General features: G+C 59.9%; 6 protein-coding genes. 3 read left to right on the top strand and 3 right to left on the bottom strand.

Features of this window, described 5'->3' with window-relative positions; translation table 11 throughout:
• Window positions 1-12 precede the first annotated feature (12 nt).
• The gene (locus tag ACNKU7_RS09480) at window positions 13-8,649 is read right to left on the bottom strand and encodes a GH36-type glycosyl hydrolase domain-containing protein (protein WP_418296730.1); all 8,637 of its coding nucleotides are present in this window, start codon (window positions 8,647-8,649) and stop codon (window positions 13-15) included.
• The gene (locus ACNKU7_RS09475; protein ID WP_418296729.1) at window positions 8,646-9,635 is read right to left on the bottom strand and encodes a universal stress protein; all 990 of its coding nucleotides are present in this window, start codon (window positions 9,633-9,635) and stop codon (window positions 8,646-8,648) included. Before ACNKU7_RS09475 ends, ACNKU7_RS09480 begins: the two co-directional genes overlap by 4 nt.
• Before the next feature lie 235 nt (window positions 9,636-9,870).
• Here ACNKU7_RS09475 and ppsA point away from each other — a divergent pair, with 235 nt between their 5' ends.
• From ppsA to ACNKU7_RS09460, 3 genes are all read left to right on the top strand, one after another.
• Window positions 9,871-12,315, top strand: a complete 2,445-nt coding sequence (gene ppsA, locus ACNKU7_RS09470) for a phosphoenolpyruvate synthase (RefSeq protein ID WP_418296728.1) — start codon at window positions 9,871-9,873, stop codon at window positions 12,313-12,315.
• Window positions 12,316-12,407: 92 nt separating this feature from the next.
• Window positions 12,408-14,303 (top strand): potassium transporter Kup, encoded by a 1,896-nt coding sequence (locus tag ACNKU7_RS09465; RefSeq protein ID WP_418296727.1) that lies wholly within the window; start codon window positions 12,408-12,410, stop codon window positions 14,301-14,303.
• Between the two features lie 15 nt (window positions 14,304-14,318).
• The gene (locus tag ACNKU7_RS09460; RefSeq protein WP_418296726.1) at window positions 14,319-14,729 is read left to right on the top strand and encodes a low affinity iron permease family protein; all 411 of its coding nucleotides are present in this window, start codon (window positions 14,319-14,321) and stop codon (window positions 14,727-14,729) included.
• A 7-nt stretch (window positions 14,730-14,736) separates the two neighbouring features.
• On the opposite strand, the gene ACNKU7_RS09455 is transcribed toward ACNKU7_RS09460, so the two are convergent.
• Complete coding sequence (locus ACNKU7_RS09455; protein ID WP_418296725.1) at window positions 14,737-17,484, bottom strand: cation-translocating P-type ATPase; 2,748 nt, start codon at window positions 17,482-17,484, stop codon at window positions 14,737-14,739.
• Window positions 17,485-17,581 lie beyond the last annotated feature (97 nt).

Here is a 17,581-nt window from a genome sequence, read left to right as displayed (position 1 = left end):
CTCCAGATATGCTCAGGCCGTCGCGGCAGCGCCGCCTGAAAACACCAGCAGCACCCGGTGGCACTCGCCATCATCACTGAGAGGGATGCGCTCCCCTTCCACCGGCTCCCCATCCAGCGTGAGTTCTTCGATTTCCCGCGGATTGCCACCGCAATTCCGTACGTCGATATCGAACCGGCTGCTGCCAAAGCGCAGCGACAGGCGAAAGTTATCCCAGGAATCCGGCAGGCAGGGTTTTATTTCGAGCGTATTGCCATCGAGGATTCTAGCCCCGAGCAGCGCCTCGAGGGCCGCGCGATAAAGCCAGCCCGAAGCGCCGGAATACCAGGTCCAGCCGCCGCGCCCTACGTGCGGTGCAACACCGTAAACGTCGCCGGCCAGCACATAGGGCTCGGTTCGGTAGCGCGCGACACCGGAGGCGGTATCCGTATGCGTGATCGGGTTGAGCAGGCTGAACAGATGGTGCGCTCGCGCACTGTGGTGCAGCCCTGAGGCCGCCCACACAGCCCAGGTTGCGGCGTGGGTGTACTGGCCGCCATTCTCGCGGATGCCCGGCGGGTAGCCCTTGATATAGCCCGGATCTTTCTTGGTTTTATCGAATGCCGGCTTCAGCAGTAAAATCTGCCGTGCATCTTCCTGCACCAGGTGCTCGTAGGCGGACGCCATGGCCTCGCGGGCACGGTCAGTAGGCGCCTCCTGGGACAGAACCGACCAGGTTTGCGCAATCAGGTCGATCTTGCACTCGTCACTCTGCTTCGACCCAACCGGCGTGCCGTCATCGTAATATGCGCGCCGGTACCAGGCGCCGTCCCAGCCGGTTTCCTCTACCTGAACCCGGAAGTTTTCGCCCAGCTTGCGATAGTGTTCCGCCAGCGCAGTATCCCCAATGTGCTCACACAGTGGCGCCATATCGCGGCACACCCGCAGCAGGAACCAGCCCATCCATACGCTCTCGCCACGCCCGGTGGTACTGATGCGGCTGAAGCCATCATTCCAGTCGCCGTTGCCGATCACCGGCAAGCCGTGTGGGCCAACGGCGCTGGCACGCTCAATCGCCCGGCAACAGTGTTCATACAGAGAGCCGTATTCATCACTGGGATCGAACTCGGCGTAGCGCTCGTGTTCATCCTTCTTGAGCGGTGCCCCCTTGAGGTAGACAACCGATTCATCAAGTATGCCGTAGTCGCCAGTGGTACGGATGTACTGCGCGGTAACGAACGGCAGCCACAACAGGTCGTCGGAGCAGCGTGTCCGCACGCCCCGCAACGGGTTTTCGTGCCACCAGTGCAACACATCACCATCCTGGAACTGGCGTGAAGCGGCGCGCAGAATATGTTCTCGGGTCCATTCCGGATGGGTCCACAGCAAAGCCTGCACATCCTGCAACTGATCGCGGAACCCGAAGGCGCCGCTCGACTGGTAAAACCCGCTGCGCCCCCACAAACGACAGGCCAGTGTCTGATACGGCAGCCAGCGATTAACCAGAATTTCCGTCGCCTTGTCAGGCACTTCGACCTGCACCCGCCCCAGAAACTCCTCCCAGAACGCCTCAAATTGCTCCCGCGCAGCTTCCGCTGATTCAGGATCACGAAAACGGTTGGCGAGCTCCAACGCGTGCTCCCGATCCGCCCCCTCACCCATCACGAAGTAGACCTGCTGCGTTTCCCCGGCCGCCAGATCAATATGCACCTGATACGCGGCGCAGGGATCGCCGCTGGACTGCACTCGTCCCGACAGGCCGATGCGAAACAGCGCTTCGGGCGCCTCAAGACCAATGGAGTCCCCCAGGAATTCGTGGCGATCCATGGAAAGGCCGTGGGGTGGCAGGCTGGCCGTCAGAAATGCCACGCCAGGATTCGCATCGGGCACAAAAGCATTGCGCGCAAGCAGCGCACAGCTGTCGGCCTCAAATTCACACACCAGATGCGGCCAGCTGCTGGCGCGGACGAGGCCCAGTATCCATTCCACGTAATAGGTGGCCGTGAGCCTGCGCGGTCGATCCCAGCAGTTCTTCAGGGTCAGGCGGCCAACTTTCACCGGCGCTTCGCGATCGACGAAAATCCGCCAGGCCTGCTCGAGACCATTGCTGTTATGGCGAAATTCACTGTAGCCGGCACCGTGACACACCTGATACGCCCCTTCTGCCGGCCGCGGTGCGGGCGTGGGTGTCCAGACTTCCGCGGTTTCTTCATCGCGCAGATAGAGCACTTCACCACTGGGGTCTCGTACCGGATCATTATTCCACGCGGTCAGGCGATGCTCGCCGCTGTTACCCGCCCAGGTACAGCAGGATCCGCTTTCGGAAACCAGGCAGCCAAAGGCGGGATTGGCAATCACATTGACCCAGGGTGCAGGTGGGCGCTGGCCGGGCGCAAGATGCAGGATGTATTCGCGACCGTCTGCAGAGAAACCGCCCAGGCCGTTATCAAACAGCAGCGTATCGGGTCGCGGTAGCGTTGGCGTTGGTTGTGGGGTGTCATCGGCCGGTGCGACCGGCACAAACGGCGGTAAGGGTTGCAGCAGTGTCTGCAGCGCGGAAAAGCCGCTTTGCAATTGTGACTGTACAGAGCCAGCCGACGAATCGAGGATCACCCGCGCTGCCGAGAGCAACAGGATGCGAACATCCCCCGGTAACTCCTGTCCGGGAATCATCACCACTGTGCCGGAGAGTTTGCGCAACGTGCGCCCGCGCACATCCACAATCAGCTCCTGGAGCCGGTCGCGAATCTGCTGTTCATATCCCGCGGACTCCTCGTCGATCAGCACCAGATCGACGCTCACGCCGCGCCCACACCAGTATGTATGCGCCTGCAGTATCGGTTCGGCAAAATCGATCTCGTGCGCATTGCGGATGTGCACCAGCAAAATCGGGTTGTCACCGGAGATGCCCTTGCTCCACAGCCCGGGCTGAATATTCCGGCTGCGCTCCAGAACCCGCGAAGGCGCGCGCAACGGCGCTATCGGTGCGAGCACCGCGGAAAGCAGATTCATCATCCACTGCATGGAACCGGAAGTGATATGCAGGTTGCGCAGTTCCTGCTCCGACTGCATACGCGCGAGATCGAAAACCCAGCGGGCTTTAGGTCGCGAGCGATAGGCGTTCAGGGTTGATAGCAGAGTGCTGCGCGATTTGCTGGCACCGGTGAGATAAATCACCTCGATTTCAGACTGCGGCGGAATCGTGACTTCCTGTGCGGCGGCAATCACCGGATCCAGCACCGGGCCAGTGGTGCCAGTGAAACTCGCCAGCCCTTCGACCATGGCACGGGGGTGTGCGGGTGAACCGCCGCGGCCCAGAAACTGAAAGCGATCCGTCTCCCACGCCAACCGGTGTTGCACGCCTGGCTGCACCAGCACAGAGACAGCAAGATAAATCGGTTTCTCGTTACTGCCGCGGGGCCGCCGGCGATAGATCATCACCTGATCCTCGGGCAGGTACTGGCTCTCGACAAACAGCTTGGCAAACGCCGGATGACGGAGGTCGTCTCGCTCGGGCGCCAGTACCACCTCGGCAAAGTCGGCCAGCAACAGGTGTCGCTCGCGATCGCTCTCGTTTTTGATACTCAGGCGACGCGCTTCCACATCGTGCTGGGAGCTGACCGCCACATGCAGTCGACAGAACAGTTCCGCTTCGCGCTGCTGGTACTCAACACTCTGCGGGGAAAAGTATGCCGAGCTGTGGTGAGCGTCACCACCGCATGGCGCAAGTCCGACCGAAAACAGCACATCGCTGTCGAGATCCCGCACGTAGCAAAAACGTCCCCACGAATGGCTGGTGGGATCGGTTTGCCAGCGTGTCAGCGCGATATTGTCCCAATAGCTGCCGCCGGCACCATCGGCCGCGAGCACGGATGAAAAATGGCCGTTCGAAAGCAGGTTGTATTGTGGGTATGGCAGCGAAGGCGTCGCCGCCCAGGTCTCCAGAACCACCTCCGCATGGAAAGTGCGCATAACCCCCGGGCGCTTCCACGGCCGGATTGCAGGCGGCGAAGACGGCATGCGTTCGTACAGCAAGGGGGTCAACCCGGCAATGCGGGCGTCGTCGTGGAAGCGGCGCAGCATGACGTCGCCGTGAAGGAAATTGTTTACCGCGAGGAGAATCATGCCCTGGTGGTGGCTCATGTATGAGCGCACCGTGCGCGCCCGGCGCGGTGACGGCTTGGATGTGCGCCCAAAGTCGATGGCCTCGTGCAGGCCGAATTGCCCGTAGCCACCATGACGTCGCAGTTGCCGGAGATTCTCCATCACTTTGTCTGGGCAAAATGGCAGTGCCATCATCGATGCGTAGGGCGCGATGACCAGCCGCTCGCCAAGGTCGCGCCGAAAGCCGATACCGGGCACACCAAATGCCCGATACTGGTAGTGTAAATGGCTGTCCAGTTCGTAAAAGCCGGACTCCGCGATGCCCCAGGGAACGCCAAAACGACCGGCAAACTCCTGGTGCACATCGATGGCATTGCGGCAGGCCCGCCCAACCAGACTGTGATCCGGGGTTTCCATCAGCAGGCGCGGCATCAGGTATTCGAACAGTGTGGCGCTCCACGACATCAATACCGCTCTGCGCTGTACACGCCGGAAAGGTCGCTCCAGATGGCGCCAGTGACGCGCCGGCACATCCCCCTTGGCGATGGCTACAAAGCCGGTGAGCCGAGACTCCGAGGCGAGCAGGTCATAGTAGTTGGGGTCCAGCGCGGCATCATTTACGTTGTAACCAATATGGAACAGGTGGCGCTCCGGGTCATAGAGAAAGGCGAAGTCCATTTCTGCAACCCAATCCCGCGCCTTCCCGGCCAGCCGGCTGAGATCACGGCGGTATCGCGCGGCATTTTCCTGCGCCGCGGCGAATGAATGCCGCAGCCTGGCAATCCAGTCACCAACCTCTTCCCGCTGCGGCCCGCCAGCGGATGACAACACCATCTCCAGTCGATCGAGCTGCTGTGCTGCCCCCGCACAAGTTTCCGGCAGACTCGCCAGGGTTACCGGGCGATTCAACTCATCCACCAGAGTCTGAAACTGCTCGGAGACTTGTCCACCCTGCTCCCGACACGCAACAGGCGGTGCCGCGATCAGCCGCTGCCAGGGTTCGAGGCTTTCCTGGTAGCGGCGTGCGGCGATGGAGTGCTGGAGCAATTCGTCGAGCCAGTGACGTAACCGTCCGAGGGATTCCGCACTGAAATATTCGTCACCTTCGATCAGCGCCACCACACGATCCTGCAGTGCGGGGACTTCGCGCTCGTAAATATCGTCGATGATCTGCCACCAGTGATCCTCTTCCACCCGAGCGTCGAGCCTTTCACGCAGCTGGCTGATGTAACCTGTCACCTCGCGCAATGTCGACGATGCCACCTCCGGCTCAGGTGGCTGCAGCGTCTCGACGACAACGCCAAGAGTATCCGCAATACCGCGCACCAGCTGATGCCCACTGATCTCACTGCGATCCAGTGCTTCGAGCCCACTCGCCAGGGTGAGCAGGCTGCCGGCCAGGTTTCCGCTGTCGACGGTGGAGACGTAACGGGGATCCAGCGGGTGAAGTTCCCGGGTTTCATACCAGTTGAGGAAGTGCCCGCGGTAACGCTGCAGCCCCCGCATGCGATCGAAACTGTTGTTGAGCCGTGCCAGTAACTGGGTGAGATCCAGGTAACCAAAGTCGTACGCACTGAGCGTGGCTAACAGGCCCAGCCCGATATTGGTGGGGGACGTTCGCCGCGCAAGCACCGCTACCGGTTCTTCCTGGTAATTATCCGGTGGCAACCAGTGATCGTCGGGCCCCATGAAGTGTTCGAAGAAATACCAGGTGCGCCGGGCCAGCAGGCGCAATTCCTGCTCTTCTGCTTCCCGCAGCGGCTGTGTTTCGTAGGAGTGCGGCCGGCTGATACGCTGGTTTAACTGCGGCAGGAACAGCCAGGCCAGCAGCAGCGGAATCGCTGGCAACAGGCTGGAGGGCGCAGTGATGGCCAGCCATACCATGATCATTACCGCCAGTAACGGCGACATCCAAAGTTCGCGCCAGCTGATACTGGCAATCGACTTGCTGCTGATGGCCCTGTTCACATGTGCGGCCGATGTCCACTCCAGCAGGTGTCGACGTGACACACCGAGGCGATAGAGTGTTCGCACGATCGCATCTACTGCATTGACCGCCTGCGCCGGCAGTAGCGCCAGGGACAACAGCCAGTGCAACAGGCGCTGACGCAGAATACCGGGCAGGTTTCTCAGGTAGTGATGGGCCCGGTTGGGCCTCGCGGTAACGCGCCAAATGGTCGACAGAGGCTCAAGCCACACGGTGGAAGCCGACAGAAACAGCACACCCAGCGTCCATACCCAGACGCTGCCGGGTAAAATTCCGCTCCACGCCAGCAGGAAAAGTAACAACAGGCTCGGCGCCTCCAGGCTGCGGCGCAAATTGTCCGCGATTTTCCACCGGTGTATGGGCGGCAGCGGATTGCTTACCCGTTCGCCGCCATCAATGGTCACCCGTTTCCAGAGCCATGGCAGCAGTTGCCAGTCGCCGCGTATCCAACGGTGAGAACGCCGCAGCAGGGCGAATACATTTGGCGGGTACTGTTCGTAGAAAATGGCATCGGAAAGGAGCGCGGCGCCGCCAATCGCACCTTCGAGCAGGTCATGACTCAGAATTGCGTTTTGCGCCAGGTGGCCGGCCAGTGTCTGGGAAAACACCCGCGGATCGTAAATGCCCTTGCCTGCAAAAATGGCCTCACCGAAAAGATCCTGGTAGGCGTCGGATACGGCATGGGTATACAGATCGACACTGCGATCGCCCGAAAATATGTCGCTGAATATTGTACCTTCACCACCCGAGGGGTCCGTCTCCAACCGCGGTTGCAGGAACCCGTGTCCCGCCACCACACGCCGGGTGCGCTCATCGATGACCACTGCGTTGAGTGGATGTGCCATGGTTGCCACCAGCCGCGCCGCGGTGCCGGGAGGCATCTGGCTGTCTGCATCCAGGGTGATGACGAAGTGGATTTTGTCCAGTGCGGAGCGATTGCCAACACAAGCTGTAAAGCTGTGGTCGTCGTGTCCTCTCAGAAGACGGTTGAACTCTATGAGCTTGCCGCGCTTGCGCTCCCAGCCCATCCAACAGTGCTCTGCCGGGTTCCAGCGCCGCTCCCGATGTAACAGTACAAAGGGTTCCCTGCCGTCGCTGTCGGCGTAGCGGGCATTGAGGGTGTCAATCGTTCCCCTCGCAAACGCGAGCAACGCAGCGTCGTCCCCCGCATGCTGGTTCTCGGCGTCCGCAAAATCACTCAACACCACATACACCAGGTTGCGGTCGTCATTGTTGAGAAAATTGATTTCCAGGCACTGGAGAATTTTCTCGACATCTTCGCTGTCGGCAAAGAGTACCGGCATGATTACGGCACTGCGGAACTCCTCCGGAATACCTTCATCGAAGTCCATCTTCGGCAGGGTTTGTGGCGCCAGGCTGTGGGTGATCAAGCCATTGACCAGGGCGAGGGAAACCCCGATGACCGGGATAGCGACAACCGCCATGGTCAGCAGAAACACACCAATAGATGTGCCATCAAACAACAGGTAAATGGCCAACCCGATTAGCGGCAGGGCCGAGAGCAATATGAGGGTGAAAAAATACACCGTGGACGCGTGATCCAGCACGCGTCTGTGTATGCGCTGAAACGCGTTGGGCTGGAATTCGAGCGCTTTTTCAAGCTCCCTGCGCCCGTCGCCGACCAGATAAAACCCAACGTGACGGCGGCGAGCCTCACTACTTTCGTCGCCGCTGAGATCCAGCACCCGCTCAGCAATACGGTGCTCAGCAACCTGACTTCCACGCGCCAGTTGCTCCACAATGCCCCGGTAGCGATCCCGGGTTTCAAAATCCATCTGCGCGTAAGCCCCCGCCGGATCATCACGCAGGATGCGCTCAACGCGACTTTGCGCCTCGACAAACGCCCGCCAGTCATGGGTGCGTAACTCCCGCAGGCTGATAATCGCGCTGGCGATACCGACGCTCTCGCCCTCGCCCCCCGCCTCGGCTTTTTCCAGCGCAACTTCCGCGAAATGCACCAGAGACTCAAGGAGGCTCAGCCGTAGCATGGCCGGCAAAGCCCAGAGCTCGCCTGTGGTCAAAATACTTTCCTGTTGATAGTGATCAACCAGGTCGTAAACGGATTCAAGATCCAGTGGCTGTATAACGTCGGCAATCAACAGCGCGGCGAGGGATCGAACACGCAGATCCGTCCCGTCACCCTCGATCGCAACCTTGGGGAGCTGGCGCAGGTAATTGCGCGGCAGTGACTCGCGCACCAGTTCAAGCGCTTCCTGCACCACATGGCGGTTATCCAGCAACCATTCTTCGCTGCGGCTGCCCTTCTCACCGGCCTCTACACGGGTGGCGAGTCGCCGGTAGACAGTCTGGAAATCCCTGTCGAGAACACGAAGACGTGAGTGCAGAGGGTAGCCGTGGACACCAGTAACGATATGGCGGTGGCGCCTGGCAAGTGCGCCGATTTCGCCCAGGCGCTTTTGCTCATCACTGGCACCCGGGCCCTCAGAGGGTTCTCCGCCCGCCTGCGCAGGCCCGGCGACCGGACGGTGTTTCTTTTTGCGCGAGAAAAACTCGCGCGCACGGGCGAGCCCGTCGGAGTTTCCACGGCGCAGTTTCATTGATGAGTCGAGCCATTTTTTGCGAATGAGTGAGAGGGCTGCTGCATGCTATCGGCTGCGCCCCGCAGCGTCTGCAGCTGTGATTCTGGCAGGTCCTGAAACACCAGCACTGGCAGGCGACTATGGCACATCACTGTATGACAGAGCGTGCCCGTCACCTGCTGGGCGCCGGTCTGCCAGTCGTGTGCACTCATCGCAATCAGATCCGCCCCCTCTTCCGCGGCTGTTGCGTAAATTCGTTCCGCCACATTCTGGGACACCAGTAGCCGCGGGCGCACCTTGATACCGTTCTTAAGCTGATTCGCAATTTCTTCGAGATAGGCCTCCGCTGCACGGCGATTGCACTCGACAAATTTCTCCCGGGTCGCGTGCTCTTCCCTGGTGATCGGCATGCGCCGTGGCATCTCCGGAACCGCGATCACCTGCAACAGGATGATTTCCACTTCCTGGCCGCGCATCAGTGACGCCACCTGGCATGCCACCCATTCAGAGCGCGGCGACCCATCCATGGACACCAGGATGCGTCGATAGGCGGTTGGTTCCTGCAAGCCCGGCTGCTCACCGGGACGCACAATCAGAAAGGAGCGCCCGGCGCCACTGAACACCTTTTGCGCGGTACTGCCAAAATCAAACCGACTGATGCCGCCTTTTCCATAGGCGGTAATCACGATCAGGTCGATCGCATGTTTCTCGCAGTACTCCACAATCTGCTCCGCAGGGCGGCCCTCCACGATGCTAACGGTCACCGCTATATCGTGTGCCGCTATCTGTTCCGTGAGGCTGTTCAGGTAACTGCGAATCTCCGCGCGCCGCAGCCGCCAGTCCACTGGATCCGTACAGTGATCGTCCGTATGCGAGGAAGATTTCTGTACGTGCAAAAGGTGAATATCCGCCCCACACTGTTTCGCCACCGATACGGCATGGGCGATGGCTTCCTCCGCCAGCGATGAGCTGTCCAGCGGTATCAATAGATGTTTGAACGGCATAGCAATTCCCCCCGGAACTCAATGGGCAAGTGTCGTAGATGACGGTTGTAATGCGGAAAAGAATCTTGCGTCAGCGGATGTATTGGAGCGGAGATGGCACCGCCGTTGCTGACATTTACCGCAAGAAATGCGGGAAATCTGGACGCGCATAGAGCTTAGCTCGGCTACTTTGAGATAAATGAAAATCTTCGCAATTCACGTTGATTAACGAGTCAATCTCAGGCGCCACACCCGAATGACCGATCACCGCTATATCCGCTGGTTTGCAGAAACAGGGCTTTGCGACCTCGCCGAGGTCGGCGGTAAAGCCGCCTCCCTGGGGGAAATGTACCGAACCCTGACGCCGATGGGGATTCACGTACCCAACGGCTTTTCGATTACCGCAAATGCGTACCGCGACATGCTCGAACAGGCATCGGCCTGGGAATCATTGCGCAGAGTGCTCGGCGAACTCGCCACTGCCCCCAGCGATCAACAGGCAGAAATCGCCGCACAGGCGCGCGCGATTGTTTACAACGCGGGGCTCCCGGATCAACTGGTCGCTGAAATCACCGACGCGTATGTTGAGTTGTGTGAACAATACGGACCGCAATTGCGACTCGCCGTACGCAGTTCTGCCACGGCCGAGGATCTGCCGGAGGCGAGTTTCGCCGGGCAACACGACAGTTTCCTCAATATTGGCGACCTCAATGGACTGCTCGAGGCCTGCCGCCACTGTTTTGCCTCCCTGTTCACGGCGCGGGCCATCAGCTACCGGGAGCGTAACGGCTTCGACCACTTCAAGGTGTTCCTGGCCATCGCCGTGATGAAAATGGTGCGCGCCGATATCGCCTCCAGTGGTGTCATGTTTACGCTCGACACGGACAGCGGTTTCCGGGATGTGGTATTCATTACTTCCGCTTATGGGCTCGGCGAGAATATCGTGCAGGGCGTCGTCGATCCGGATGAGTTTTATGTGCACAAGCCCACATTTGAACGCGGCTACCGCTGCGTACTGCGCCGGCAACTGGGCGCCAAACAGCAAACCCTGGTGTGTGACGAGGATTTAAACAGCCAGGAACTGCACAATATCGAAACCCCCGGCGCGCGCCGCTCGCACTACAGCCTGTCCGATGATGACATTTTGACCCTCGCGCATTACGCGATTGAAACGGAGAAGCACTACAGTGCCCAGCGGGGCCAGCCGTGCCCAATGGACCTGGAATGGGCCAGGGATGGTGACGACGGCCAGCTTTACCTCCTGCAGGCACGCCCGGAAACGGTGGCCTCGCAAAAACCGCGCAATCAGCTAAGGCGCTACCTGTTCAAGAAGAAGCCAGACAAAAGTTCGCTGCTCGCCACCGGGCGCGCTATTGGCAGCGCCATCGCCAGTGGCAAACTGCGCAGGGTCAACGACACGACCCAGCTGTCCGCATTCGATGAGGGAGAAATACTTTTTGCAGAAAGCACCAGTCCCGATTGGGGGCCGGCGATGCGCAAGGCTGCGGCCGTGGTGACCGAGCGCGGTGGACGCACCTGTCATGCTGCCATTGTCGCGCGCGAGTTTGGCATCCCCGCAGTCGTTGGCATTGGCAGCGAGCACCCGCTGCAGGATGGCGACCTGGTAACACTGTCCTGCGCGGAGGGGGACATGGGAAAAATCTACCGCGGCGCGCTCCCGTTCGAGGTTTCCACCACCTCACTGGATGAGGTACCCACGCTCAAGACCAAAATGATGATCAACCTGGGCAGTCCGGAGCAGGCGTTCCGCCTGAGTGCCCTGCCCTGTGAAGGCGTTGGCCTGGCGCGGATGGAATTTATCGTCAACGAGCACATCAAGGCCCACCCTATGGCTCTGGCGTGCCCGGACAAGGTTGGCGATGAAAAAGAACGTCAGGCCCTGGATGCGCTGACCGCCCACTATGCAAGCGGCAGCGAGTTTTTCATTGAGAAACTTTCCGAGGGCATTGGCACCATCGCCGCCGCCTTTTACCCGAGGCCGGTGATTGTGCGAACCTCCGACTTCAAGACCAATGAATATGCACGCCTGATTGGCGGTCGCAATTTCGAGCCCCATGAAGAAAATCCGATGCTGGGATTTCGCGGTGCGGCGCGCTATGCGCATCCGGCCTATGCCGAGGGCTTTGCACTGGAGTGCGCCGCCCTAAAGCGCGCGCGGGAACAGATGGGACTGGAAAATATCAAGGTGATGATCCCCTTCTGCCGGCGCATCCCCGAGGGCGAAAAGGTACTGGCGGCCATGGCCGCCCATGGCCTGACACCCGGTGAACGCGGGCTCGAGGTCTATGTCATGTGTGAAATCCCCAATAATGTGGTGCAGATTGACGCATTCAGCCAGTTGTTCGATGGCATTTCCATCGGTTCCAACGACCTCACCCAGTTGGTGCTCGGCGTAGACCGGGATTCCGACATCGTCGCGTTTGATTTTGATGAGCGCGACCCAGGGGTAATGGAAATGATCCGGCAGGCTGTCGAGGGCGCGAAACGCAATGGCATACCCGCCGGGATTTGTGGGGAGGCCCCATCCAACTATCCGGAAGTTGCGGAGTACCTGGTGAAACTCGGTATTACGTCCATCAGCCTGAGTCCGGATGCCCTGCTACGCACCATTCCGCGCGTTGCCGCCATGGAGCAACGCCTGCAGGACGGACACGGGAAGGACGGGCAGTCCACCCGCTGATTCGTCGGTGCGCAGGATGGGCACCGCCTGAATATGGAGCCTGATCCGCGCCAGCGGGATCGCAAACTCAGCCATTGAACAAGACCCAGCACATGACGGAATTGACGCGGGAAAATGGACCCAACCGCGCGGCGCTCACACTGGCTGCACTCGGTATCGTGTTCGGGGATATCGGTACCAGCCCGCTGTATGCCGTAAAGCTGATTTTCCATACGGAACACGGCCTGCCCCTGACGCAGGCGAACATCCTCGGCGGTATCTCGGCCATATTCTGGGCACTGATGATCCTGGTCACAATCAAGTACGTACTGCTGATATTACGGGCCGACAATGATGGCGAGGGCGGGATCATGGCGTTGACCGCCCTCGCGCTGGCGGCAACCCGCGGGCGCAGCCGCCGCATGCGCTGGCTGATTGCCACTGCGGGCCTGTGCGGCGTGGCGCTGTTTTTCGGCGACGCGGTAATTACGCCGGCCATTTCGGTACTGTCCGCCATTGAAGGGCTGGAAGTTGGCCTGGCAGTACTGCATCCCTTCGTATTACCGATCACGGTCTGCGTTTTAGTCGCACTGTTTTTCCTGCAGCGCTTTGGAACCGCAACGGTCGGCACCCTCTTCGGCCCGATCACCGCGCTGTGGTTTCTGGTTCTGATGCTCGCCGGGATTCACGGGACGGTGAGCAACCCGTTGATTCTGCACGCCCTGAATCCGGTTCACGCACTGATTTTCGTCACCAGTCACGGAGTCGGCTCCTTCGCCATACTCGGTGCTGTGCTTCTGGTGTTTACAGGTGCAGAGGCACTGTACGCGGATATGGGGCACTTTGGCCGCGGCCCGATCAAGCTCGCCTGGGGCGGCCTGGTTTTCCCTGCACTTACCCTGAATTACCTGGGGCAGGGGGCGCTGTTGCTCTCCGATCCCGGCGCGGCCGACAATCCGTTCTATCGTATGTTTCCCGGCTGGGCACTCTACCCGATGGTGGCGCTCGCCACCGCGGCAACGGTGATCGCCTCGCAGGCATGTATATCCGGTGTCTTTTCACTGGCCAAACAAGCCATCCAGTTGGGGTACCTGCCGCGTATGGCGGTGCGGCATACCTCCTCGGCGCAGCCGGGGCAGATCTACATGCCGGGAATCAACTGGCTGTTACTGGTGTTGGTTGTGGCCGCGGTCATCGGCTTCGGTTCTTCGTCAAATCTCGCCGCCGCCTATGGTGTTGCGGTCAGCGGTGCGATGCTCATGGACACTGTTATTGCCTCCTTTGTCTACCGTTTCCGCTGGCACTACCCGTTCGCATTGTGCGTGGCGGGCGCGCTGTTTTTCTGCTGTATCGATCTCGCGTTCTTCTCATCGAGCCTGATGAAAGTCAGTCATGGCGGCTGGTTTCCGCTGGCCCTTGCCGCCATTGCACTTTTGCTGATGGTCACCTGGCGGGATGGCAAAGCGCTGTTGAATAAATGGCTTGGGCAGGAGGAAGCCGGGCTGGAAACATTCCTGGAATCCCTGTTTCGCGAACCACCACAGCGTGTACCCGGCACCGCTGTATTCATGACGTCCACGCAGGAATCCGTTCCCCACGCACTGCTGCACAACCTCAAGCACAATAAAATCGTGCATGAGCGGGTTCTCTTTCTGACCGTCACCATTCTCGATCATCCCCGGGTCAGCATTCACAACCGCTATCACTTGAACGCATTGGGCAATGGCTGCTATCGCCTGCTTCTTGTCTACGGATTTATGGAGCACCCGGACATCGGCCAGGCCCTGCGCGATCTGGAAGCCCACCAGGGATTGCCGATTGACCCGGAGCAGACATCCTTTTTCCTTAGCCGCGAAACCGTGGTTGCGTCCAAGCAGGTAGCCAGCGGCATGGCCCACTGGCGCGAACGCCTCTTCAGCGCCATGGCGCGCAATGCCAGCAGCGCTGTTGAATATTTCCGCATCCCGGCCAACCGGGTCATTGAACTGGGCACCAAGATCGAGATCTAGCAACAGGGGAATTCCATGCGTCCCACAACCTGGTATTCGAAACTCGCGAAAGGCGCCGCGCACTTTTGCGGCAGGCCAAAAATCTTCGCGTTGGCTGCGGCTATCATCGTGCTATGGGCCATCTCGGGGCCTTTATTCGGCTTCAGCAACACCTGGCAGTTGATCATCAACACCATTACCACCACAGTGACCTTCCTCATGGTATTCCTGATCCAGAACACACAGAACAGGGATACCGAAGCCATCCAGCTGAAACTGGACGAACTGATACGAGCAACCAAGGGCGCACATAACGCCCTGCTGGATCTGGAAGAATTGGATGATGAAAGCCTGCAGGATTTCCTGCGCCGCTACGAACACCTGGCAACCGTCGCGCGGGAAGAACTGGCGCACGGGGTAAAGGATACCGGCACCCCGGAAGCCTGAAGCAGCCTCAGGCAGTGCTTGTGGATTTTTCTTTACCCAGTAACAGCAGGATTTCCATCGCCACCAGTTGCAACAGGGCAATACAAAGCAGTATTCCCCACTGTGCGGAGCTTACCGGTGAAACGCCCAGTACACTCTGCATCAGCGGCGAGTACAGGCACAGGATATGAATGCCCTGCGCGGCCAGGGTACCCAGCAGCAACAGCGGATTGGAAAAAAATGGCTGACGAAAAATCGAGCGGCTCTCGGATCGGCTATTGAGCACCTGCACGTTCTCGAACAGCACCATGAGCAACAGCACACTGTTGCGCGCCGCATCCAATGCCCATCCACCTGCCAGCAGCAGGTAAAAGCAGCCAAAGGCCAGCCCACCCATCACCAGACCTGAGACCATTACCCTGCGCAGCATCACGGGGTTAAACAATGACTCATCCGGTGGACGCGGTGGCTTACGCATCTCGTCCCCTTCGCCGGGCTCCAGTGCCAGGCCAACGCTCTGCACGCTGTTGGTTACGAGGTTCAGCCAAAGAAGTTGTACGGGGGTCAGGGGCAGCGGCAGCGCAAAGCTGGTGCTCAGCACGAACAGTACGACTTCCGCTGCGCCAGTGGAAATCAGAAAGAAAATCACCTTGCGGATATTCTGGTAAGCAATCCGCCCCTCCTCGACACCGGCGACCACTGACGCAAAGTTGTCATCGGTCAGCAACAGATCAGCCGATTCCTTCGCGACTTCAGTGCCCTGCTCGCCCATAGCCACACCCACATGTGCACTACTCAGGGCGGGCGCGTCATTTACGCCATCACCAGTAACCGCAACAAACTGCCCCTGCCGTTGCAGCGACTGTACGATGGTCAGCTTCTGCTCTGGCGATACCCGGGCATATACACGGGTGTGCGCCGTGAGCGCATCCAGGGATTGCTGGCCCTCCGCTTCCGCCCGCGACAGATCTGCACCCGTTACCGGATCGTCGCCGGCATCTGCGAGCCGTAGCTCCCGCGCGATACTCATTGCAGTGTGCGGGTGATCCCCGGTCAGCATGCATACATGGATGCCGGCGGTGCGGCACTGCCCTATTGCCGCGGCTGCTTCCGGTCGCAGCGGATCGACCATGCCCACCAGCCCGAGCAGATTAAGGCCATGCAACTGTTCCCCAGTGAAATTGCACTCTCCCTGTAAGTTGCCATCGGCAAATGCCAGAACCCTCACACCGCGCTCGGCAAGCCGCTGCAACAGTAAATGGGCACGAGCCACGTCCAGCGGTATATTGCCGTCACTGGTTGCCATGGTGTCGCACATGGGTAGCAGCTTTTCCAGCGCGCCCTTGACGCAAACCAGCCTGCTGCATTCCCCATCCGTGTGCCCACCGTGCAAGGTGGCCGCAAATCCCAACACCGGCTCGTAATGCACCTGGGCGAGCAGTGGCCAGTCGGCAACGAGTTGGCGCGGGCGCAGCCCTAGCTGGTAGGCCATAACAAGAAGTGCCCGATCCACAGGGTCACCACTTCCCTGCCAGTCCCCATTGTCCAGCGGATGCCACTCTGCCTCATTACACAGGGCGGCAGCCCGCGCCAGCCGACCTACCAGCGGATTTTCTGAACTGTCGTGAACGCCGGCGACGGAGTCGCTGGCCGCAGGCGTTTCCTGCCCGGCCAGACTGCCGCCTTCGAGAAGCACCTTGGTGCCATCAAAAAATTGGATTTCCCGTGCGGTGAGGCGGTTTTCCGTCAAGGTTCCGGTTTTGTCGGTAGCAATCACGGTACAGGAACCGAGACTCTCCACAGCGACCAGCTTGCGCACGATGACGTGGCGCTTAACCATGCGACGGGTGCCGACTGACAGCACCAGCGTCAACGCCATCGGCAACCCTTCAGGAATTGCGGACACCGCAAGCGCAACCGCCGTCATAAAGATCACCAAAGGCTCGGTATTGCGCGCCAACTCGATCACAGCCAGTAAAGCGACGGCGACAAGCAACGCCAGTGTGAGTTTCTTGCTAAACCGCTCAATGCGCAGAAACAGTGGCGGTTTGACGGGCTCAGCCCCGGCCACGGTTCGGCTGAGCTTCCCCATTTCCGTCGCCAAGCCCGTGGCAACAACCAGCGCGCTCGCCCTCCCTGAGCTGACCAGCGTGCCGGCGAAACAACCGTTAGTGCGCTCCGCTACCGGTGTTTCAGCCTCGCACAATGCCTCGCTACACTTGGACACCGGCAGTGATTCACCGGTGAGTATCGACTCGTCCACCTCAAGCCCAACCGAATCCAGCAGCCGCAAGTCCGCGGGTACACGATCGCCGGAAACCAGTAAAACCAGGTCCCCCGGCACCAGCTCTTCTGCCGGAATTTCGCTGAGCTCGCCATCCCGCATTACCCGCGCACGGGTCACCATTAATTTGCGCAGCGCCTGTGCGCTGCGGTGTGCGTGGTGTTCCTGCACCGCGCCGATCAGCGCATTGATGAGCAGAATGAGACCGATGAATGAGGCGTCGGCAAACTTTCCGGCAACCAATGAAACCAGCATCGCGGCCAGCAACACATAGATCAGCGGGCTGATGAACTGACGTAAAAACAAACGCAAAAACCCCGGCAGCCGTGGCAGAGGCAGTGCGTTAGTGCCATAACTGGTCAGGCGCTGTCGGGCCTCTTCCGCTGCCAATCCGCAGGTACCGGAAGCCAGCTGGTCTGCCACCTGCTGTGTAGCCAGGCTGTGCCATGGGTATGCGGCAATGTTGTTATGTATGTCGACTTCGGCTTGCATGAGGGGTTTGCGGCATTTAGCGATCGCGGTAACTGCAAAGTTAGTTTATAGACCCGACATCTACCGCAAGCCTTGTATTGAATAACCATCGCATCGC

This window comes from Microbulbifer weihaiensis (assembly GCF_048323715.1).
Classification (GTDB): domain Bacteria; phylum Pseudomonadota; class Gammaproteobacteria; order Pseudomonadales; family Cellvibrionaceae; genus Microbulbifer.
Note: the sequence above shows the minus strand (reverse complement) of the source record. Positions and strands in the feature narration are given on the sequence as shown.

What these genes read in the sequence shown, in the direction of transcription:
- ACNKU7_RS09455 (WP_418296725.1), bottom strand. Translation starts at nt 17,484, where the DNA reads ATGCAAGCCGAAGTCGACATACATAACAACATTGCCGCATACCCATGG.
- ACNKU7_RS09465 (WP_418296727.1), top strand. Translation starts at nt 12,408, where the DNA reads ATGACGGAATTGACGCGGGAAAATGGACCCAACCGCGCGGCGCTCACA.
- ppsA (WP_418296728.1), top strand. Translation starts at nt 9,871, where the DNA reads ATGACCGATCACCGCTATATCCGCTGGTTTGCAGAAACAGGGCTTTGC.
- ACNKU7_RS09475 (WP_418296729.1), bottom strand. Translation starts at nt 9,635, where the DNA reads ATGCCGTTCAAACATCTATTGATACCGCTGGACAGCTCATCGCTGGCG.
- ACNKU7_RS09460 (WP_418296726.1), top strand. Translation starts at nt 14,319, where the DNA reads ATGCGTCCCACAACCTGGTATTCGAAACTCGCGAAAGGCGCCGCGCAC.
- ACNKU7_RS09480 (WP_418296730.1), bottom strand. Translation starts at nt 8,649, where the DNA reads ATGAAACTGCGCCGTGGAAACTCCGACGGGCTCGCCCGTGCGCGCGAG.